The sequence below is a fragment of the Vibrio sp. 10N.222.52.B12 genome, from assembly GCF_002875385.1.
GTDB lineage: Bacteria > Pseudomonadota > Gammaproteobacteria > Enterobacterales > Vibrionaceae > Vibrio > Vibrio jasicida.
Genome location: NZ_MDAW01000104.1, coordinates 21,909 through 37,089, shown reverse-complemented (window position 1 = coordinate 37,089; position 15,181 = coordinate 21,909). Strand labels below are relative to the sequence as shown.

The 15,181-nt window shown below is 46.0% G+C and carries 12 protein-coding genes; 4 read left to right on the top strand and 8 right to left on the bottom strand.

Going from position 1 to position 15,181, the window contains the following annotated elements; genetic code table 11:
* Positions 1-7: 7 nt before the first annotated feature.
* Both ubiE and rmuC read right to left on the bottom strand, forming a co-directional pair.
* Positions 8-787 carry a bifunctional demethylmenaquinone methyltransferase/2-methoxy-6-polyprenyl-1,4-benzoquinol methylase UbiE gene (gene ubiE, locus BCT11_RS07735; protein ID WP_102387832.1) on the bottom strand — a complete coding sequence of 260 codons (780 nt, stop codon included), beginning with the start codon at positions 785-787 and terminating at the stop codon, positions 8-10.
* 78 nt (positions 788-865) lie between these two features.
* Entirely contained in the window at positions 866-2,398 is a 1,533-nt protein-coding gene (gene rmuC / locus BCT11_RS07730) for a DNA recombination protein RmuC (protein ID WP_042604063.1), read from the bottom strand.
* A 169-nt stretch (positions 2,399-2,567) separates the two neighbouring features.
* Between rmuC and BCT11_RS07725 the strand changes: the two genes are divergently transcribed.
* Together BCT11_RS07725 and BCT11_RS07720 are read left to right on the top strand one after the other, a co-directional pair.
* Positions 2,568-3,476 (top strand): DMT family transporter, encoded by a 909-nt coding sequence (locus BCT11_RS07725; RefSeq protein WP_102387831.1) that lies wholly within the window; start codon positions 2,568-2,570, stop codon positions 3,474-3,476.
* Between the two features lie 195 nt (positions 3,477-3,671).
* Positions 3,672-6,119 (top strand): GGDEF and EAL domain-containing protein, encoded by a 2,448-nt coding sequence (locus tag BCT11_RS07720; RefSeq protein ID WP_038869985.1) that lies wholly within the window; start codon positions 3,672-3,674, stop codon positions 6,117-6,119.
* Positions 6,120-6,167: 48 nt separating this feature from the next.
* Here the strand turns inward: BCT11_RS07720 and BCT11_RS07715 are convergent, their stop codons facing one another.
* The 3 genes from BCT11_RS07715 to ftnA form a co-directional block, all read right to left on the bottom strand.
* Entirely contained in the window at positions 6,168-7,361 is a 1,194-nt protein-coding gene (locus tag BCT11_RS07715; RefSeq protein WP_063344459.1) for an NAD(P)/FAD-dependent oxidoreductase, read from the bottom strand.
* Positions 7,362-7,738: 377 nt separating this feature from the next.
* Complete coding sequence (uspB, locus tag BCT11_RS07710; protein WP_038869975.1) at positions 7,739-8,062, bottom strand: universal stress protein UspB; 324 nt, start codon at positions 8,060-8,062, stop codon at positions 7,739-7,741.
* A gap of 90 nt (positions 8,063-8,152) precedes the next feature.
* The gene (gene ftnA / locus BCT11_RS07705) at positions 8,153-8,680 is read right to left on the bottom strand and encodes a non-heme ferritin (protein ID WP_038869973.1); all 528 of its coding nucleotides are present in this window, start codon (positions 8,678-8,680) and stop codon (positions 8,153-8,155) included.
* Between the two features lie 219 nt (positions 8,681-8,899).
* On the opposite strand from ftnA, the gene uspA reads away from it, so the two are divergent.
* Both uspA and BCT11_RS07695 read left to right on the top strand, forming a co-directional pair.
* Positions 8,900-9,325 carry a universal stress protein UspA gene (gene uspA, locus BCT11_RS07700; protein WP_038869971.1) on the top strand — a complete coding sequence of 142 codons (426 nt, stop codon included), beginning with the start codon at positions 8,900-8,902 and terminating at the stop codon, positions 9,323-9,325.
* Between the two features lie 73 nt (positions 9,326-9,398).
* Positions 9,399-10,277 carry a carboxylate/amino acid/amine transporter gene (locus BCT11_RS07695; protein ID WP_038869969.1) on the top strand — a complete coding sequence of 293 codons (879 nt, stop codon included), beginning with the start codon at positions 9,399-9,401 and terminating at the stop codon, positions 10,275-10,277.
* An 87-nt stretch (positions 10,278-10,364) separates the two neighbouring features.
* On the opposite strand, the gene BCT11_RS07690 is transcribed toward BCT11_RS07695, so the two are convergent.
* The 3 genes from BCT11_RS07690 to BCT11_RS07680 form a co-directional block, all read right to left on the bottom strand.
* Positions 10,365-10,958 (bottom strand): hypothetical protein, encoded by a 594-nt coding sequence (locus BCT11_RS07690; RefSeq protein WP_102387830.1) that lies wholly within the window; start codon positions 10,956-10,958, stop codon positions 10,365-10,367.
* A 205-nt stretch (positions 10,959-11,163) separates the two neighbouring features.
* The gene (locus BCT11_RS07685; RefSeq protein ID WP_038877041.1) at positions 11,164-11,943 is read right to left on the bottom strand and encodes a class I SAM-dependent methyltransferase; all 780 of its coding nucleotides are present in this window, start codon (positions 11,941-11,943) and stop codon (positions 11,164-11,166) included.
* A gap of 105 nt (positions 11,944-12,048) precedes the next feature.
* A complete protein-coding gene (locus BCT11_RS07680) occupies positions 12,049-15,174 on the bottom strand; it encodes an EAL domain-containing protein (RefSeq protein WP_198593928.1) in 3,126 nt (1,041 codons plus the stop codon).
* Positions 15,175-15,181 lie beyond the last annotated feature (7 nt).

Sequence of the window (15,181 nt, the reverse complement as noted above, 5' to 3'; positions counted from 1 at the left end):
CTTATCCTTAGAACTTGTAGCCGCGGTGCAGCGCCACAATACCACCCGTTAGGTTGTAGTATTTGGTGTTTTCGAAGCCCGCTTCTTTCATCATGCCTTCCAGTGTTTCTTGGTCTGGGTGCATACGGATAGATTCTGCTAGGTAACGGTAGCTGTCTGCGTCATTTGCCACTAGCTCACCCATTTTCGGCAATAGGTGGAACGAGTACGCGTCGTACACTTTTGATAGTGGGTCTAGGATTGGTTTTGAGAACTCAAGTACCAACAAACGACCACCTGGTTTCAATACGCGGAACATAGAGCGCAGCGCTTGGTCTTTATCGGTGACGTTACGTAGACAAAAACTGATAGTGATCACGTCAAAGTAATCATCTGGGAACGGCAGTTCTTCTGCGTTCGCTTGAACGTAATGCACGTTACCCACAATGCCGTTATCACGCAGTTTGTCACGACCGACATTCAACATTGAGTTGTTGATGTCCGCTAGGATCACGTGACCTTGGTCGCCAACAATGCGTGAGAATTTCGCTGTTAAATCACCTGTACCACCACCTAGATCGAGAACGCGTTGTCCCGGACGAGCGCCACTGCAATCAATAGTAAAACGCTTCCAAAGGCGGTGAACACCACCTGACATCAAGTCATTCATGATGTCGTATTTTGCTGCCACTGAGTGGAAAACTTCGGCAACTTTGGTCACTTTTTCGTCTTTTGCCACTGTGGTAAAACCAAAGTGGGTAGTGTCGTTATCTAACGCTGTATTTGATTGCACACTTGTGTCCGTCATTCTGATTCCTCTTGGGCAGCACTTTTTCACTTCGGGGCGGTTGATAACAAATAGGGTCGCCCACTGTACTGCGGGCGATTAGTTTACTTTATCCTCAGCCGGATGTCTTTCTACTAAAGAAGCATTTTCCGAAAATGACTCTGTCTGCGCCAACTGAGCAAGATCTGGCGAGATTGGACGTTTTACTTCTACTCCTAGTTGCTTAAAGCTTTCCGCTTGACGGATCACGTTGCCTCGCCCTGTTGCTAGCTTATTCATTGCGCCTTGGTACGTTTGGTTGGCTTTGTCTAGTGCACCGCCCAGCCCTTCCATATCATCAACAAACAAACGCAGTTTGTCGTACAATTTTGCCGCTCGTTCAGCGATCAACTGAGCGTTTTCATTTTGGCGTTCGTTACGCCACAAGTTATCTATCGTACGTAGCGCCACCAGCAAAGTGGTAGGGCTGACCAAAATAATGTTTTGCTCCATCGCGTCTTTGACCAAGCTCGGGTCAGCTTGTATCGCCACTTGAAATGCAGGTTCCACCGGAATAAACATCAGTACGTAGTCTAGGCTCTGAATGCCTTTTAGCTGATGGTAATCTTTAAGGCTCAAGCCTTTGATGTGCGCGCGCAGCGCGGCTAGGTGATCGCTCAGCGCCTGATCTCGTTGAATGTCGCTCTCTGCGTTGAAGTAGCGCTCGTACGCCACCAGCGCCATTTTCGAATCGACCACCACTTGTTTGTTTTGCGGTAAGTGAACTATCACATCCGGCTGATAGCGCTTGCCTGCTTCGTTTTGCAAGCTCACCTGAGTTTGGTACTCGTGCCCTTCACGCAAACCAGATTCTGCCAATACACGAGCCAGAACCACTTCACCCCAGTTGCCTTGCTGCTTGTTGTCACCTTTCAGAGCTTGAGTCAGATTGACCGCTTCCCGGGTCATATGCTCATTCAAACGTTGCAGGTTCTTCAACTCATGCACCAAGGTGTGACGCTCTTTGGCTTCTTGGCTAAAGCTGTCGTTGACTTGTTTCTTGAACCCTTCCAGTTGCTCTTTGAGTGGAGACAGCAAACCTTCCAAACTCTGACGGTTTTGCATGTCGACTTTGGCGGTTTTCTCTTCAAACAACTGATTCGCTAGGTGTTCAAATTGCTGCTTCAAACGCACTTCTGCTTGCTCAAGAATTTGCAGTTTTTCAGCATTGGCTTGGTTGATTTGTTCGTGTCGCGCTTGCTGCTCACCAAGCTGGGTTTCAAGACGCGATTTGTGTTCACGCATCTGTCCTAGCTCATCAAAATACTGCTGACGCTCTTGCTTCACCGCTTCGAAATAGCGCAGCTTTTCCATCGCGGCCATCAATTTACCGTGAGTTTGGCGCACTTCGAATGCTGCTTTGTCGCGCTCGTCATCAAGTTCATCGAGTTCTTGCTGCGCATCGGCGAGACTTTGCTTCACTTGTTCAAGTTGTTGTTGATGAAGTTGTTTTTCAGAAGAGAGTTGTTGTTCAAGCAGCTGGGTTTGAGTGGAAAAGCGCTGTTTGACCCACCAACCTACTGTCACGCCGCTGGCTGTAGCGGCCAAAAGAGAGGAGAGAATGAGAGATTGATACTCAAGAATCCATTGCATAATAGCGAGTTAGCCTGTGTTTTTTATCTTTAATAATGGTATTTACATACTGGATAAATGTCCAGTTTGTTGGATGAAAAATCCTCGCATACACTAGGCGCTCCGTACAACATACTCACCCAAGCTCAAATCAGCATCAATGAGCAGCACTTCATCACACAGAGGTATCATGAACGAGCGTCGCGCCCTAGGATTTGGGCTATCAGCGGTATTACTTTGGTCAACAGTAGCGACCGCATTTAAATTGACTTTGGCGGAATTTACACCGATTCAGATGCTTACCATAGCGAGTATTGTTTCGGCTATCGCACTTATCACTGTGTGTGGTGCACAGGGCAAGCTCAACCAACTGGGTAACACATTTTTATCTAACCCTTGGTATTACCTATTGCTTGGTTTGATTAACCCACTGGCTTATTACCTGATCTTATTCAAAGCTTATGACTTGCTACCTGCGTCTCAAGCACAAGCAATTAACTACAGTTGGGCAATCACCCTTACCTTAATGGCGGCGGTTTTCTTGGGTCAGAAAATCCGAGGTAAAGACTGGATCGCTTGTGGTTTTAGTTACCTCGGCGTGATTGTGATTGCGACTAAAGGTAATGTGTTAGGAATGGAATTCGAAAGTCCGCTTGGTGTGGGATTAGCGCTACTTTCAACATTGCTTTGGGCAAGCTACTGGATTCTTAATACCAAAAACAAAGCCGACCCTGTGGTAGGTGTCTTACTTGGCTTCTTGGTTGCGATTCCATTTGCGATTGGTTTAAGTATTTATGAAGGCGCGAATTGGGGCCAAATCACAGCCAAAGGCTGGGCAGCAGTGACTTATGTCGGCTTGTTTGAAATGGGCATCACCTTTGTATTGTGGTTATCCGCACTCAAACTGACCGAAAATACCGCGCGTATCAGCAACCTAATTTTCGCTTCACCATTTATCTCTTTAATGCTGCTTGCCACCATCATTGGCGAAGACATTCATCCATCCACTTTGATTGGCTTGGTATTGATCATCAGCGGCTTAGTCATTCAGCAAGTGAAGTTTGGCAGAAAGCAAAAAAAAGCGAATACTGCCCAGTAGCCACATCCGAAACCATTGCAAAAATGAGACGGGATTTATAAAAAAGAGAGCTAGCTAACAGTTTACTCGATTAATGAAGTGTTCCTTGCTTGGATTTGTTCGGGCTTTGTATACGATATAGCCAAAGCCCGATATGAACGTCTAATCAGATGTTAACAACACAAATCCAAGGGCGCTCAGGATGCTTTATTAACTATGTTTCGCTTCGCTATCTCTCCTGCATTGATGACAGACTGGAAACTCGCTCTGCAACAGTGCTGTGATGCCACTAAGGCGCACGGTCAGCTCTATAAATTTAGCTACACTCATCAATGGCGATTGAGTGAAGTCGCCACATCACCGCAGCACCACCGCGAAATTGTAGCGATTTTAGATATCGCGACCGACCGATTCCAACCTGCTCACTTCGATGCTGAGCAAGTTTCCTTTGAGTCACAAACATTAAGCTACTGCCCTGTTTGGTTGCCCAACGGAAAATTGTTTGCAGCTCTGGCTTTGGTTCATCCAAACCAACAGAAGCAAACGGTAGCGGCTTGGTTAAGCGCCATCGCTGGACGAATTAGCTTTGACATAAGCCAAACCTACCTTAAAGAACAACAGCGCCATCAAGTTCAATTGCCAGAATCGCTGCCGACCCTGCAAGAGTTCATCGATTGTTTAGAAGATCATACGTGGATAAAGAGTACCGACGGTCGCTATGCCATGACCAATCGCAGTGTGGAAAACTCATGGCAAATGACCGGCAGCGACATTGTTGGTAAGAATGACTTTGAATTGTTCAGCAGCAAACGAGCTAAGAAGTTCATCGACACCGACCAATTAGTGATCGCGACTGGCAGCCAAAACACCGTTGAAGAATGCACCCTGATAGATGACAACAACAACCCTACTTGGCTTGAAACCATCAAATCGCCGATCCGAGATCACAGTGGTGAATTAATTGGTATTTTGGGGATGACAAGAAACGTCACACGCCGAAAAATGGTAGAAACTCAGCTCTCACTCGCATCGAAAATCTTCGACAACTCCCATGAAGGAATGGTGATTACTGACCGCAAAGCGAACATCCTCGATGTAAACAGTGCCTTTACTCATATTACAGGCTATGCAGCCGAAGAAGTGATTGGTAAGAACCCTAATATTCTGCGCTCAGGGCATCATGATGGAGCCTTTTACAAGACACTTTGGCACCAGTTGGAAACCAAAGGCCAATGGAAAGGCGAATTCATCAACCGCAAAAAAGATGGCAGCATTTACCCGCAATTAGCCACTATCAGTGCGGTGATGGACGATAAAAATCATCTGATAAACTACATCTGCGTGTTCGAAGACATCTCAGTACGTAAAGCGCACGAAGAAAAGCTGCAACGCATGGCATTTTATGACCCACTAACAAACCTTCCCAACCGAACACATCTGATTAGCCTTCTCGAGCAACACATTGAAAGTGGACAAAAGCACGACCACGCCTTTGCAACGTTATTCCTCGACATTGACCATTTCAAACACATCAACGACAGCATGGGGCACTTCTGTGGTGATCAATTACTAACAAAACTCGCAGAACGCTTTCAAGAAGTCCTACATTTACGCGCGCACATTGCACGAATAGGCGGTGATGAGTTTGTCATCATATTGCCGAATATCGACTCTGAATCACAACTTATCGACACCATTGAAGACATTCTTAGCTTATTCAATCGACCTTTTGAAGTCAGTAAAAACGAAGCGTTACGCATCTCCACCAGCGTTGGCGTAGCACGTTACCCGCAAGATGGCCAAGACAGCGAAACCTTGTTGAAGAATGCAGACACCGCTATGTATTTGGCGAAGAAAAACGGTCGAAATGGCTACGCATTTTACTCTCCAGACTTAACAGATAAGTCGGTCACTCATGTCAGAATGCAATCGGCCTTGCATGAAGCCATCGAGAAAAACCAACTGCATTTGGCATACCAACCGCAGTACAACCTTAGTGAGAACGAGTTGGTTGGCGTCGAAGCATTACTGCGCTGGCAGCACCCAGAGCTTGGGGTTATTTCTCCGGCAGACTTCATTCCAATTGCAGAAAAAACAGGCCTTATTCAAAGCATTGGGAAATGGGTACTTGAACAAGCATGTTTACAAGGGCGAGCTTGGCTAGATAGCGGCATTGATTTTGGTAAGCTCGCGGTTAACGTATCGGCACTCCAACTTCAGCAATCCGATTTTATTACTAAGCTGGGCGTCATTCTTAAAGAGACAAAATTCCCAGCTCATCGTTTAGAGTTAGAAATCACCGAAAGCTTCTTATTAATAGATCCACAACAAGCGATCGCATCACTTAACTTACTACGCGAGCTAGGTATTGAGATTTCTTTGGATGACTTTGGTACTGGTTATTCGTCATTGTCGTACTTGAAAGGCTTACCAATCAATAAGCTGAAAATCGACCGTTCTTTTGTTAGCGATCTACCAAGCAACACCGACAGCAACGCGATTGTGAATGCCATCATCGCCATGGGCCAAACCCTATCACTTAAGGTAGTCGCGGAAGGCATCGAAACCGACGAACAAGCACAATACCTATATGAGCACGGCTGTATCTACGGACAGGGCTTCCGTTTTAGCGCCCCAGTTCGCGCCGAGAAGTTGTTCAAATAAAAAGACCGAGCATTTGCTCGGCCTTTTTCAATTCTTTTACTTAGCTAGTTACACCCACTGCCCTGCGACAAAGCCGCTCGACCAACACCATTGGAAGTTATAACCACCTAACCAGCCGGTTACGTCCATCACTTCACCGATGAAGTACAAGCCTTTGATGTTCTTACATTCCATGGTTTTTGAAGACAGGTGATCAGTATCTACACCGCCTAGGGTCACTTCTGCAGTGCGGTAACCTTCCGTACCGTTTGGTGCTACTGCCCAGCTCTCTAAACGCTCAACGATGGTCGTCATCTCTTTCTGGTTGAACTGCTTAAGTGGTTTGTCTGCTAATTCTTTACGTTCAATCAACACTTCAACCAAACGCTTTGGTAGCACTTTTGCTAGCGTGTTCTTTAGGGATTGGTTCGGATGCTTCTCGCGACTGCGTTCTAGTAGTTCAGCGATATCGTCGTTTGGAACGAGGTTAATCGTCACCTTTTGACCCGCTCTCCAGAATGAAGAAATTTGTAGTACCGAAGGGCCCGACAAGCCGCGGTGGGTAAACAGCAACGCTTCTTTGAACATGGTGCCGTCTTGCGCGGTGATTTCTGCTGGAATCGCAATGCCCGATAGCTCAGCAAAATCTTCTTTGTCTTCTTTATGCAGCGTAAACGGTACTAGACCTGCCGTAGTAGTAATCACCGGAAGCTCAAACTGCTCAGCAATCTTGTAGCCAAATGGCGTCGCGCCAAGCTTAGGCATCGACAGGCCGCCTGTTGCCACCACTAAAGATTCACACTCGATGTTTTCAGTACCGGCATGTAGACGAAAGCCCGCGTCGGTTTTCTCAATTGAATGTACATCACATTGGTAACGCTGCTGAATATTTGGCATGTCGCATTCTGCCAGTAGCATCTTAACGATGTCTTTTGCGGTAAATGCATCAACACAGAACAGCTGTCCGTGATCGCGCTCTTCAAACTCGATGCCATGCTTGCTGACCATCGAGATAAAGTCCCAGTTGGTGTACTGCGATAGCGCCGATTTCACGAAATGTGGGTTTTGACATAAGTAGTTGCTCGCTGAGACGTCGTAGTTAGTGAAGTTACAACGACCACCACCTGAGATAAGGATTTTACGTCCTGGCTTTTTTGCATGATCCAGCACGAGCACATTGCGTCCACGTTTGCCGGCTTCTGCCGCACACATCAAACCTGCCGCACCTGCGCCAATTACAACAACATCAAATTTCTTACTCATTGGTAACGCTCAATTACTTATTTAAATTGGTTTATACCCAAGTAACCTCGAGATGCTTGGTTCAGCGAGGATGACTTGGTTTGTAGACGCGGCGGCGATTTAAAGGTTTAGTGGGTCTAAATCAAAAATCGACAACAAAGTATACAAACCAAGGCAACTCGCCCTTCGGGAGCGTGTCATTGACCCGATTTCTACGTCAAACAACTTGGAAAGAGCTGGCTATTACGCTGCGTTGTTTTCCTTGAAGTCACTTGGGTATATAAGTCCACAAATAAAAAAGGATGTGCTCATTGCACATCCTTGCTTTCTGCGGGCGCTATTCTAACGACAAATGTCGAATGGGAAAAGCGCTTAAATTCCAAGCACTGCTTGATGACCTAGAGAATAAAGGCCCCCAGTAGGGTCACACCGAGTAAAGCGGTCGATAAAATGAATAATCCGCGAACCCTTTCACACTTGCCAGTAAAGACTTCGTCATGATGATGGTCGTACTCTTTACTTTTGATGTAATGGAACAACCTCACTTGTTTAGTGACATTGCCATGGGTGGTGAAAAATCCATTGCCATCCACCTGCTGATAAAGCAAAGGATGCGCTTCACGCATGATGTAAATAAGAGAACGAAGAGCGGTGAGATAACGGACCATATTAACTCCCGTCACCACCATTAGCGCAAATAAGATTGTGTCTCCACTGATCATCTTTTCCTCCCTACATCTTCAATGATGCTCAAGAGAAAAAGACGATCAATGCTTCGTCCTTTACCCGCTACTTAGCGCGTTGAGAACGCGTTATGCAGCTGGAGCATCCATAATTGAAGATGAACCTTCTTTTGCCATTTGTGCCAGATCTTTGTCAATGAAGAACAATGCTTTGCCGTCTTCACCTACCAATTCGATCTTATCTAAAATCCCTTTAAACAACTTCTCTTCTTCGTGCTGTTCAGCCACGTACCACTGCAGGAAGTTAAACGTTGAGTAGTCTTGGCTTGTAAATGCAACATGCGCCAATTTGTTGATTCTTTCCGTGATCATTTGCTCATGTTCGTAGGTTTCACGGAAAACATCGCCTAGGCTTGCGAAATCATGCTTAGGAGCTTCAATTGCACCTAGGATTGGCATTGAGCCGGTTTCGCTTACATAAGTGAAAAGACGTTGCATGTGCTCCATTTCTTCTACGGCGTGTGCACGTAAAAATTCAGCCGCACCTTCAAAACCTTTGTCTTCACACCAAGCACTCATTTGTAAGTATAGATTGGATGAGAAAAATTCTAGGTTAATTTGCTCATTCAATTGTTCAACCATAGTTTGAGACAGCATGTTAACTCCTATTAATGTGCATGCAATATACCCAAGTAACCTCGAGCTGAGCAGGCTCAGCGAGGATGATTGGTCTAAAGTCACTTGGGTATAACCCACTATAACATGATTACTGAGGCAAGAGTTTGTACCCACGATATTGATATGAGATCACTTCAGCAAAATTATCTGACACTTAGTGCTAATCTGACACTATGACCTTATCAAGGAGATATCAATATGAGTTATAAACACATACTTGTGGCAGTCGACCTTTCAGACGACAGTAAAGTATTGATTAAGAAAGCCGTATCACTGGCTAAGCCTCTTGATGCGAAAGTCTCTTTCATTCATATCGATGTGAATTACGCCGAGCTTTACACGGGTCTTATCGATATCAATATGGCCGAGGCACAACATCAAGCGATGGAAGCATCCCGTACACAGCTGGCCAATTTTGAAGAGTTCGCAGAATATCCAATTACACATACTTTAGTGGGTAGTGGGGATCTGAATAATGAGCTGTGCGATACCATTCAAGACTACAACATCGATTTGGTCGTTTGTGGGCACCACCAAGATTTCTGGAGCAAGATTCTGTCCTCGACGCGTCAACTTATTAACTGCTCGCCTGTCGATATGCTGGTCGTACCGCTAAAAGACTAATTTGGATTGGCGCAACGATAAAACTTGGTTAGACTGCGGACACCTTTGTTGTTGATAAAGATTCTCATCTATTATGGCTTATCTATCCGCAGTTACCCTACTTTGGGCATTCTCATTTAGCCTGATCGGCGTTTACCTTGCCGGTCAGGTCGATTCTTGGTTTTCTGTCTTCATGCGTGTCGCACTGGCGAGCGTCGTGTTCATACCTTTCTTAAAATTCCGTGGCGTAAGCAAATCTCTGATCGCGAAATTGATGATCGTTGGTGGCTTCCAACTCGGGTTAATGTATTGCTTCTACTACCAATCTTTCTTACTCCTTTCTGTACCAGAAGTGCTGTTGTTCACCGTATTTACCCCTATTTACGTCACCTTGATTTATGACTTTTTGAAAGGCCGTTTCTCGCCTTGGTATTTGGTCACAGCAGCAATTGCAGTACTGGGCGCTGCGTGGATTAAATTTGCAGGCATCAATGAGAACTTCTTGATCGGCTTCTTGGTCGTACAAGGCGCCAATTTGTGCTTTGCTATTGGCCAGGTAGGTTATAAATACATTATGGAAACCGAACCTGTGGAATTGCCACAGCACACAGTATTTGGTTACTTCTATTTAGGGGCATTGTGCGTAGCGACCGTCGCCTTTGCTTTGATGGGTAACTTAGACAAGATGCCGACAACAGCAACGCAATGGGGCATTTTGACTTACCTTGGTTTGATTGCATCAGGCTTTGGTTACTTTGCGTGGAACAAAGGGGCAACCATGGTCAACGCAGGTGCACTTGCGGTAATGAACAATGCGTTAGTTCCAGCAGGTTTGATAGTGAACATTGTCATTTGGAACCGTGATGTTGATGTAATGCGACTCGCCATTGGCGGCGCGATCATCATGCTGTCGCTGTGGATTAACGAGACTTGGGTGAAGAAGCGCGTAGAGATGAGTTACGCCAATAAGTAACACACCAATAAGTAACACATCGAACCCAACAAACATTCCAACAATAAAAAACGCTCTCCAACTGGAGAGCGTTTTTTGTTGATTCGGTTAATGCATTTTGGCTTGCGAGCTTGCACTCATCAACGCAGTGGATGGCGTTGGTAACAATACTTCTAGTTTGGCATTACGCGCTTCAAGCTTGCGCTGACGTTTGAGCAATTTTTGCTGCTTTTTGGCTAACTTAAGCAACTTCTTTTGCTGCTTATAGTGTTTCTTAACCGCTTTCTTCGCCTTTTTCAGCGCTTTTTTATCTGACAAATCAAACATAGCTGGCGTCTCTAGCTGGGTAGTTGCGGCTGCTACTTTCGCTGCCAATTTTTTCTCTTTAACTCGTTCCACTACGCGCTTAACGATCGCCGCTTTTTCAAGATTTTGCTCAGCCGTCATCATAATAGGTGCCTCTTGAGCAAGAGAATGACTTGGCAACGCTTCTGCCAATAACCCACAAGCTTGTTGTTCGGCAATTGGTTTATCTTGGCAACTCTGAGGAGGAATCGCAGCAGGCTTACACAAAGAATCTTTTGATGCAGAAGAGCGGGCACAAGAACGACAAACGAATTTAGGCGCAACCACCAAGCGGTGAATATCACCCAAACTCTCAGCGATTTGCTTTCGGCTCATCTTACATAAACGTTTCGCCATGCTACTACTCCAGCTATCTAGTTTCTGACTATCAGCGACTGCATCAAACAAAGTGTAATAATAATAATTCTTAGTTAGATATACAGTCAGAGTGCCGAATTAGCAAGAGAAAAGTATCAATAAACTGAACAAACGTCAGATACAAATACAGCGCCAAATCGGGCGCTGTAATAAGAAGTTTTTTATTGTCAGTCGTTTAGTTGAATTACGCCATAGACGCCTTCACATAGACATCGAAACGATTCTTTTTGGTCTCAATCGCCATGCTTGGTTTTTGTTCAGCTAGCCAGTTGGCGTAATCAGGGCGCTTCACCACTACACGTTTGCTCGCCAATGCCATTGCTGGTGCCAGCAAGCCATCTGCATCAAGGTCGGCACCCACCAACGATTGAAACACACGCATCTCTTTCTTCACGAGTGCCGATTTCTTTTTGTTCTCAGGATGAGGGTACATTGGATCAAGGTAGACTACATCTGGCTGCACGAAGTCTTTATCTTGCGCTAATTGGTCGAGGGCGTCATGACTAGAAGCGTGGATCAGCGACATACGCTCTGACACCCAAGCACCAATTTCTGGATCGTGCTTCGCGCGAGCCAAGCCATCATCCAGCAACGCTGCTACCACAGGGTGACGTTCCACCATTTGGACTTTGCAACCTAATGACGCCAAAACGAATGCATCACGACCCAAACCGGCCGTGCCATCTAGAATGGTTGGTGTTGCTCCTTTATTTAGACCCGCCGCTTTTGCGATCGCTTGCCCTTTACCGCCACCGAACTTACGACGATGCCCCACTGCACCGCCAATCAAATCAACAAAGATCGCACCCAGCTTTGGCTCGTCCACTTTACGTAGCTCTAAACGATCTGTCGTTAGAACTAAAGCAAAGTCACTGTCGTCTGTGTGAGAAAGCTGCCAACGCGCAGCGAGTTCATCAAGGTGAGACTGTTGAGATGGGTCTTCACAAATCAATTGCAGTTGCAAAAGGAGGCTCCAGTAAAAATCGGTTTAACTGGCGCTGAGTGTATACCCAACCCGCCTCCAATTGCTAGGTTGAGGACAATCTAGGTAGAGAATAGTGTCGTCCGTTTAAAGTGGTTGAAGTGCTTCGACCAATTCAGCCAATGGCTGAGGGTGACCAATCGCATAGCCTTGTCCGTAATCCACACCCAGTGCTTTTAAGTGTTCGGTAATTTGGTCGTTTTCCACAAACTCAGCAACTGTGACCTTACCTAATTGCTTCGCAAGGTCGTTAATCGAGCGCACCATGACACGATCCATTTCGTTCGTGTTGATATCTCGCACGAAAAGGCCATCAATTTTCACGATATCGACAGGAAGTTGCTTCAAGTAGCCAAAAGAAGATAGACCAGAACCAAAATCGTCCAATGCAATCAAGCATCCCAACGCTTTAACCCGAGTGAAGAAGCCAAGCGCTTGATCAATATTGCTCATCGCAGCGGTCTCGGTGATCTCTAAACAAATCTTCTCACAAGGAATAGAAGACAGCTGCAAACGCTCCAATAAGAAGTCGATAAACTCTTGATTACCCATCGATTGGCCGGACAAGTTAATCGCGCAGCGACCGAGCTTTTCCACCACCTCGGGACGCACTTCAAACCACTCAAGTGTTTGGGTGATAACTTGCTTATCAATCCAGTGCGCGATGTTGTAGCGCTCTGAAGCTGGCATAAAAATACCTGGAGACAAGTAGTTGCCTTGAGCATCACGGATACGTACTAGAATCTCAAAGCACAGCGGCGAACCTTCACCACGCAAATTCAGTATTTGCTGAGCAAACAGTTCCAAACGCTTATTCGACAATGCCTCATGCACTAAGTTAACGCTCTGCATTTCGAGCTGGCGACGCTGCAGCTCTTCATTGTCTAAACTGAACAGGTTATAGCGATTACGACCCTGCTCTTTGGCGACGTGACACGCAGAGTCTGCCTGAGCGTGAACCATTTGTGGTGTCTCGGCGGTGTGGTCAATAATACGAATGCCCACCGAGCAACTCATGAACAAACGCGTGTCTTCCCAACGAAATAGCTGCTCGCTTAATGTTGAGATAATGTGTTTAGCAACGCTGATCGCGCCATATTCATCGCAATCCTTGAGCAATACGGCAAATTCATCACCGCCCATGCGCGCAAGCACCGCGTTATGAGGCAGCACTTCTTCAAGCATGCTAGCGCAAAACTGAATGGCCGCATCGCCTGCGTCATGTCCCACCGTATCGTTCAAGACTTTTAACTGATCGAGGTCGAGATAAAGCATGGCATGCACACGACGATGGCTTTCCACTTCTCGTAACGCCGTTTGCAGTTCGAGTTCAAAATAGTTGCGGTTGTAGGTATCGGTCAGCAGATCGTAACTTGCTTGATATTCCAGTTGTTTAGCAAGCTTTTTGGTTTCCGTGATGTCTTCACCGACGATCAGCAATTGGTCAGAATCCCTCAATGGACGGATATTTTCACGAACCCAAACAGAATGACCATCGGCATGACGATACTCAATTTCACGACGCCAAACCCCATGCATCACTTGCTGTGGTTGAAGTAGCACTTGGCGGGGGTACAGTGCTTTTTCGTCAGAGTAGAATGCACACAAGTGATGACCCAGCATATCCAACGGTTGATAACCTAAAAGCTGCTGAGCAAAGCGGTTCACCTCTTGAATCCGATTATTATTATCTAATGTCACCATCATCACAGGTTGCTGTTCGTAGTAACTACGCAAGCTCGACTCACGCTGATAAAGCTTGTCTTCCATTGCTTTTCGGCTAGTGATATCACGCGCTTCAAACAAGTATTGTTCTTGGTCACCCACTTGTTGAGAAAACGGCTTTAACGACACTTCCAGTACCATCGCGCCATGTTCTGTACTCCAAATTTCAGCTTCAAAGGTCGCCACATTACGATTCTGAGACTGAAAATAGTTGGCGAGCAATTGACGTGCGTCTTCACTCCAGTGTTTATGATGCCAAAGTGGACGATCGAGACGTATATCCTGATGATAAAGCAAAGACTGCAGACGATCGTTGCCCGAGTTGAGCAAACCATGGTGGTCGAGAATCCCCATATACTGCATGCTCTGGTCGAATACCGACTCCAAAATCGCTTGGCTTTCACGGGCAATGCTCTCGCTACGGCGAATACGCTGCAAGTAGTAACTCAGCAGCACAATCACCATCACCATGACGATAAATAGGCTACCAAACAATTTGATCTCTTTTGCATAGCGCTCGGTAAATTCTGCGGGCTTATTGAAGAACACCGACGATGCCTCTTGTTCAGCCCCCAATCCCCAGCGAACGACCGATTGGTAATCGAGTTTAATGTCCGATTCCGCGCGCACTACCGCTGGCAACGGCTGCGTTGGGTTACCCAGCACATAGGCCAATAACTTTGCCGCCTCAAAACCTTGACGATAACCACTTTGAATCACACCACCCACAGCACCATGACCCAACCCAATATCGTGCACCATAAATAAAGGCGCGTTCGATGCTTGATTGATGTCTCGCCAATCCTTGTCCGTGGCAACATTGCCATTAATATCGCGGTAGTAAGTCCAAAATAGAACCACATTCTCAATGTTCAGTCGCGAAACTTCCTGTTTCAACATATCGACATTGTCAGGAACAAGATGACGAACTTTGTCGCGATATTGCGGGTTTTTATCAAGAAATTCTTCTATTTGAGCTCGAAGCGCTAATCCAGTGACCGAATGATCACTAACGACAAGAATCTGCTTATGCTTTGGGTGTAATCGCTCGATAAGCGTAAGGTTGGCAAGCAAATCAATATCTTCGATCACGCCTGTGGCTTTTAGTCCCTGATGCAAAGTAGGAATGTAATTGTTGATGCCACTAAAAATGACTGGCGTATTTTGCAATACATCTGACAAACGCTGCATCAGAGCAAGTGCATTGTTATCACTGACGACAATCGCATCGAAATGCTCTTCGCTCAGCTTGGTGCGATAAAGTGATTCGAGTTGATTGAAGAACTGCTGGCTTTGGCTGCGCTTAGAGTCAAGGTACAAAACTCGAATATCGAGTGGGTGATCTTCAAGTTGCTGGGCAAAACCGCGCTGAACAGAGTCGGTCCAAAAGAAACCTTGGTGGTAGGAATGTACAACAAGTACTTTTTGCTCTTGCGCCGATACGATCGCACTGCACAACATCGCGATAAAAAACAGAAAAAGTGGCACATCAACT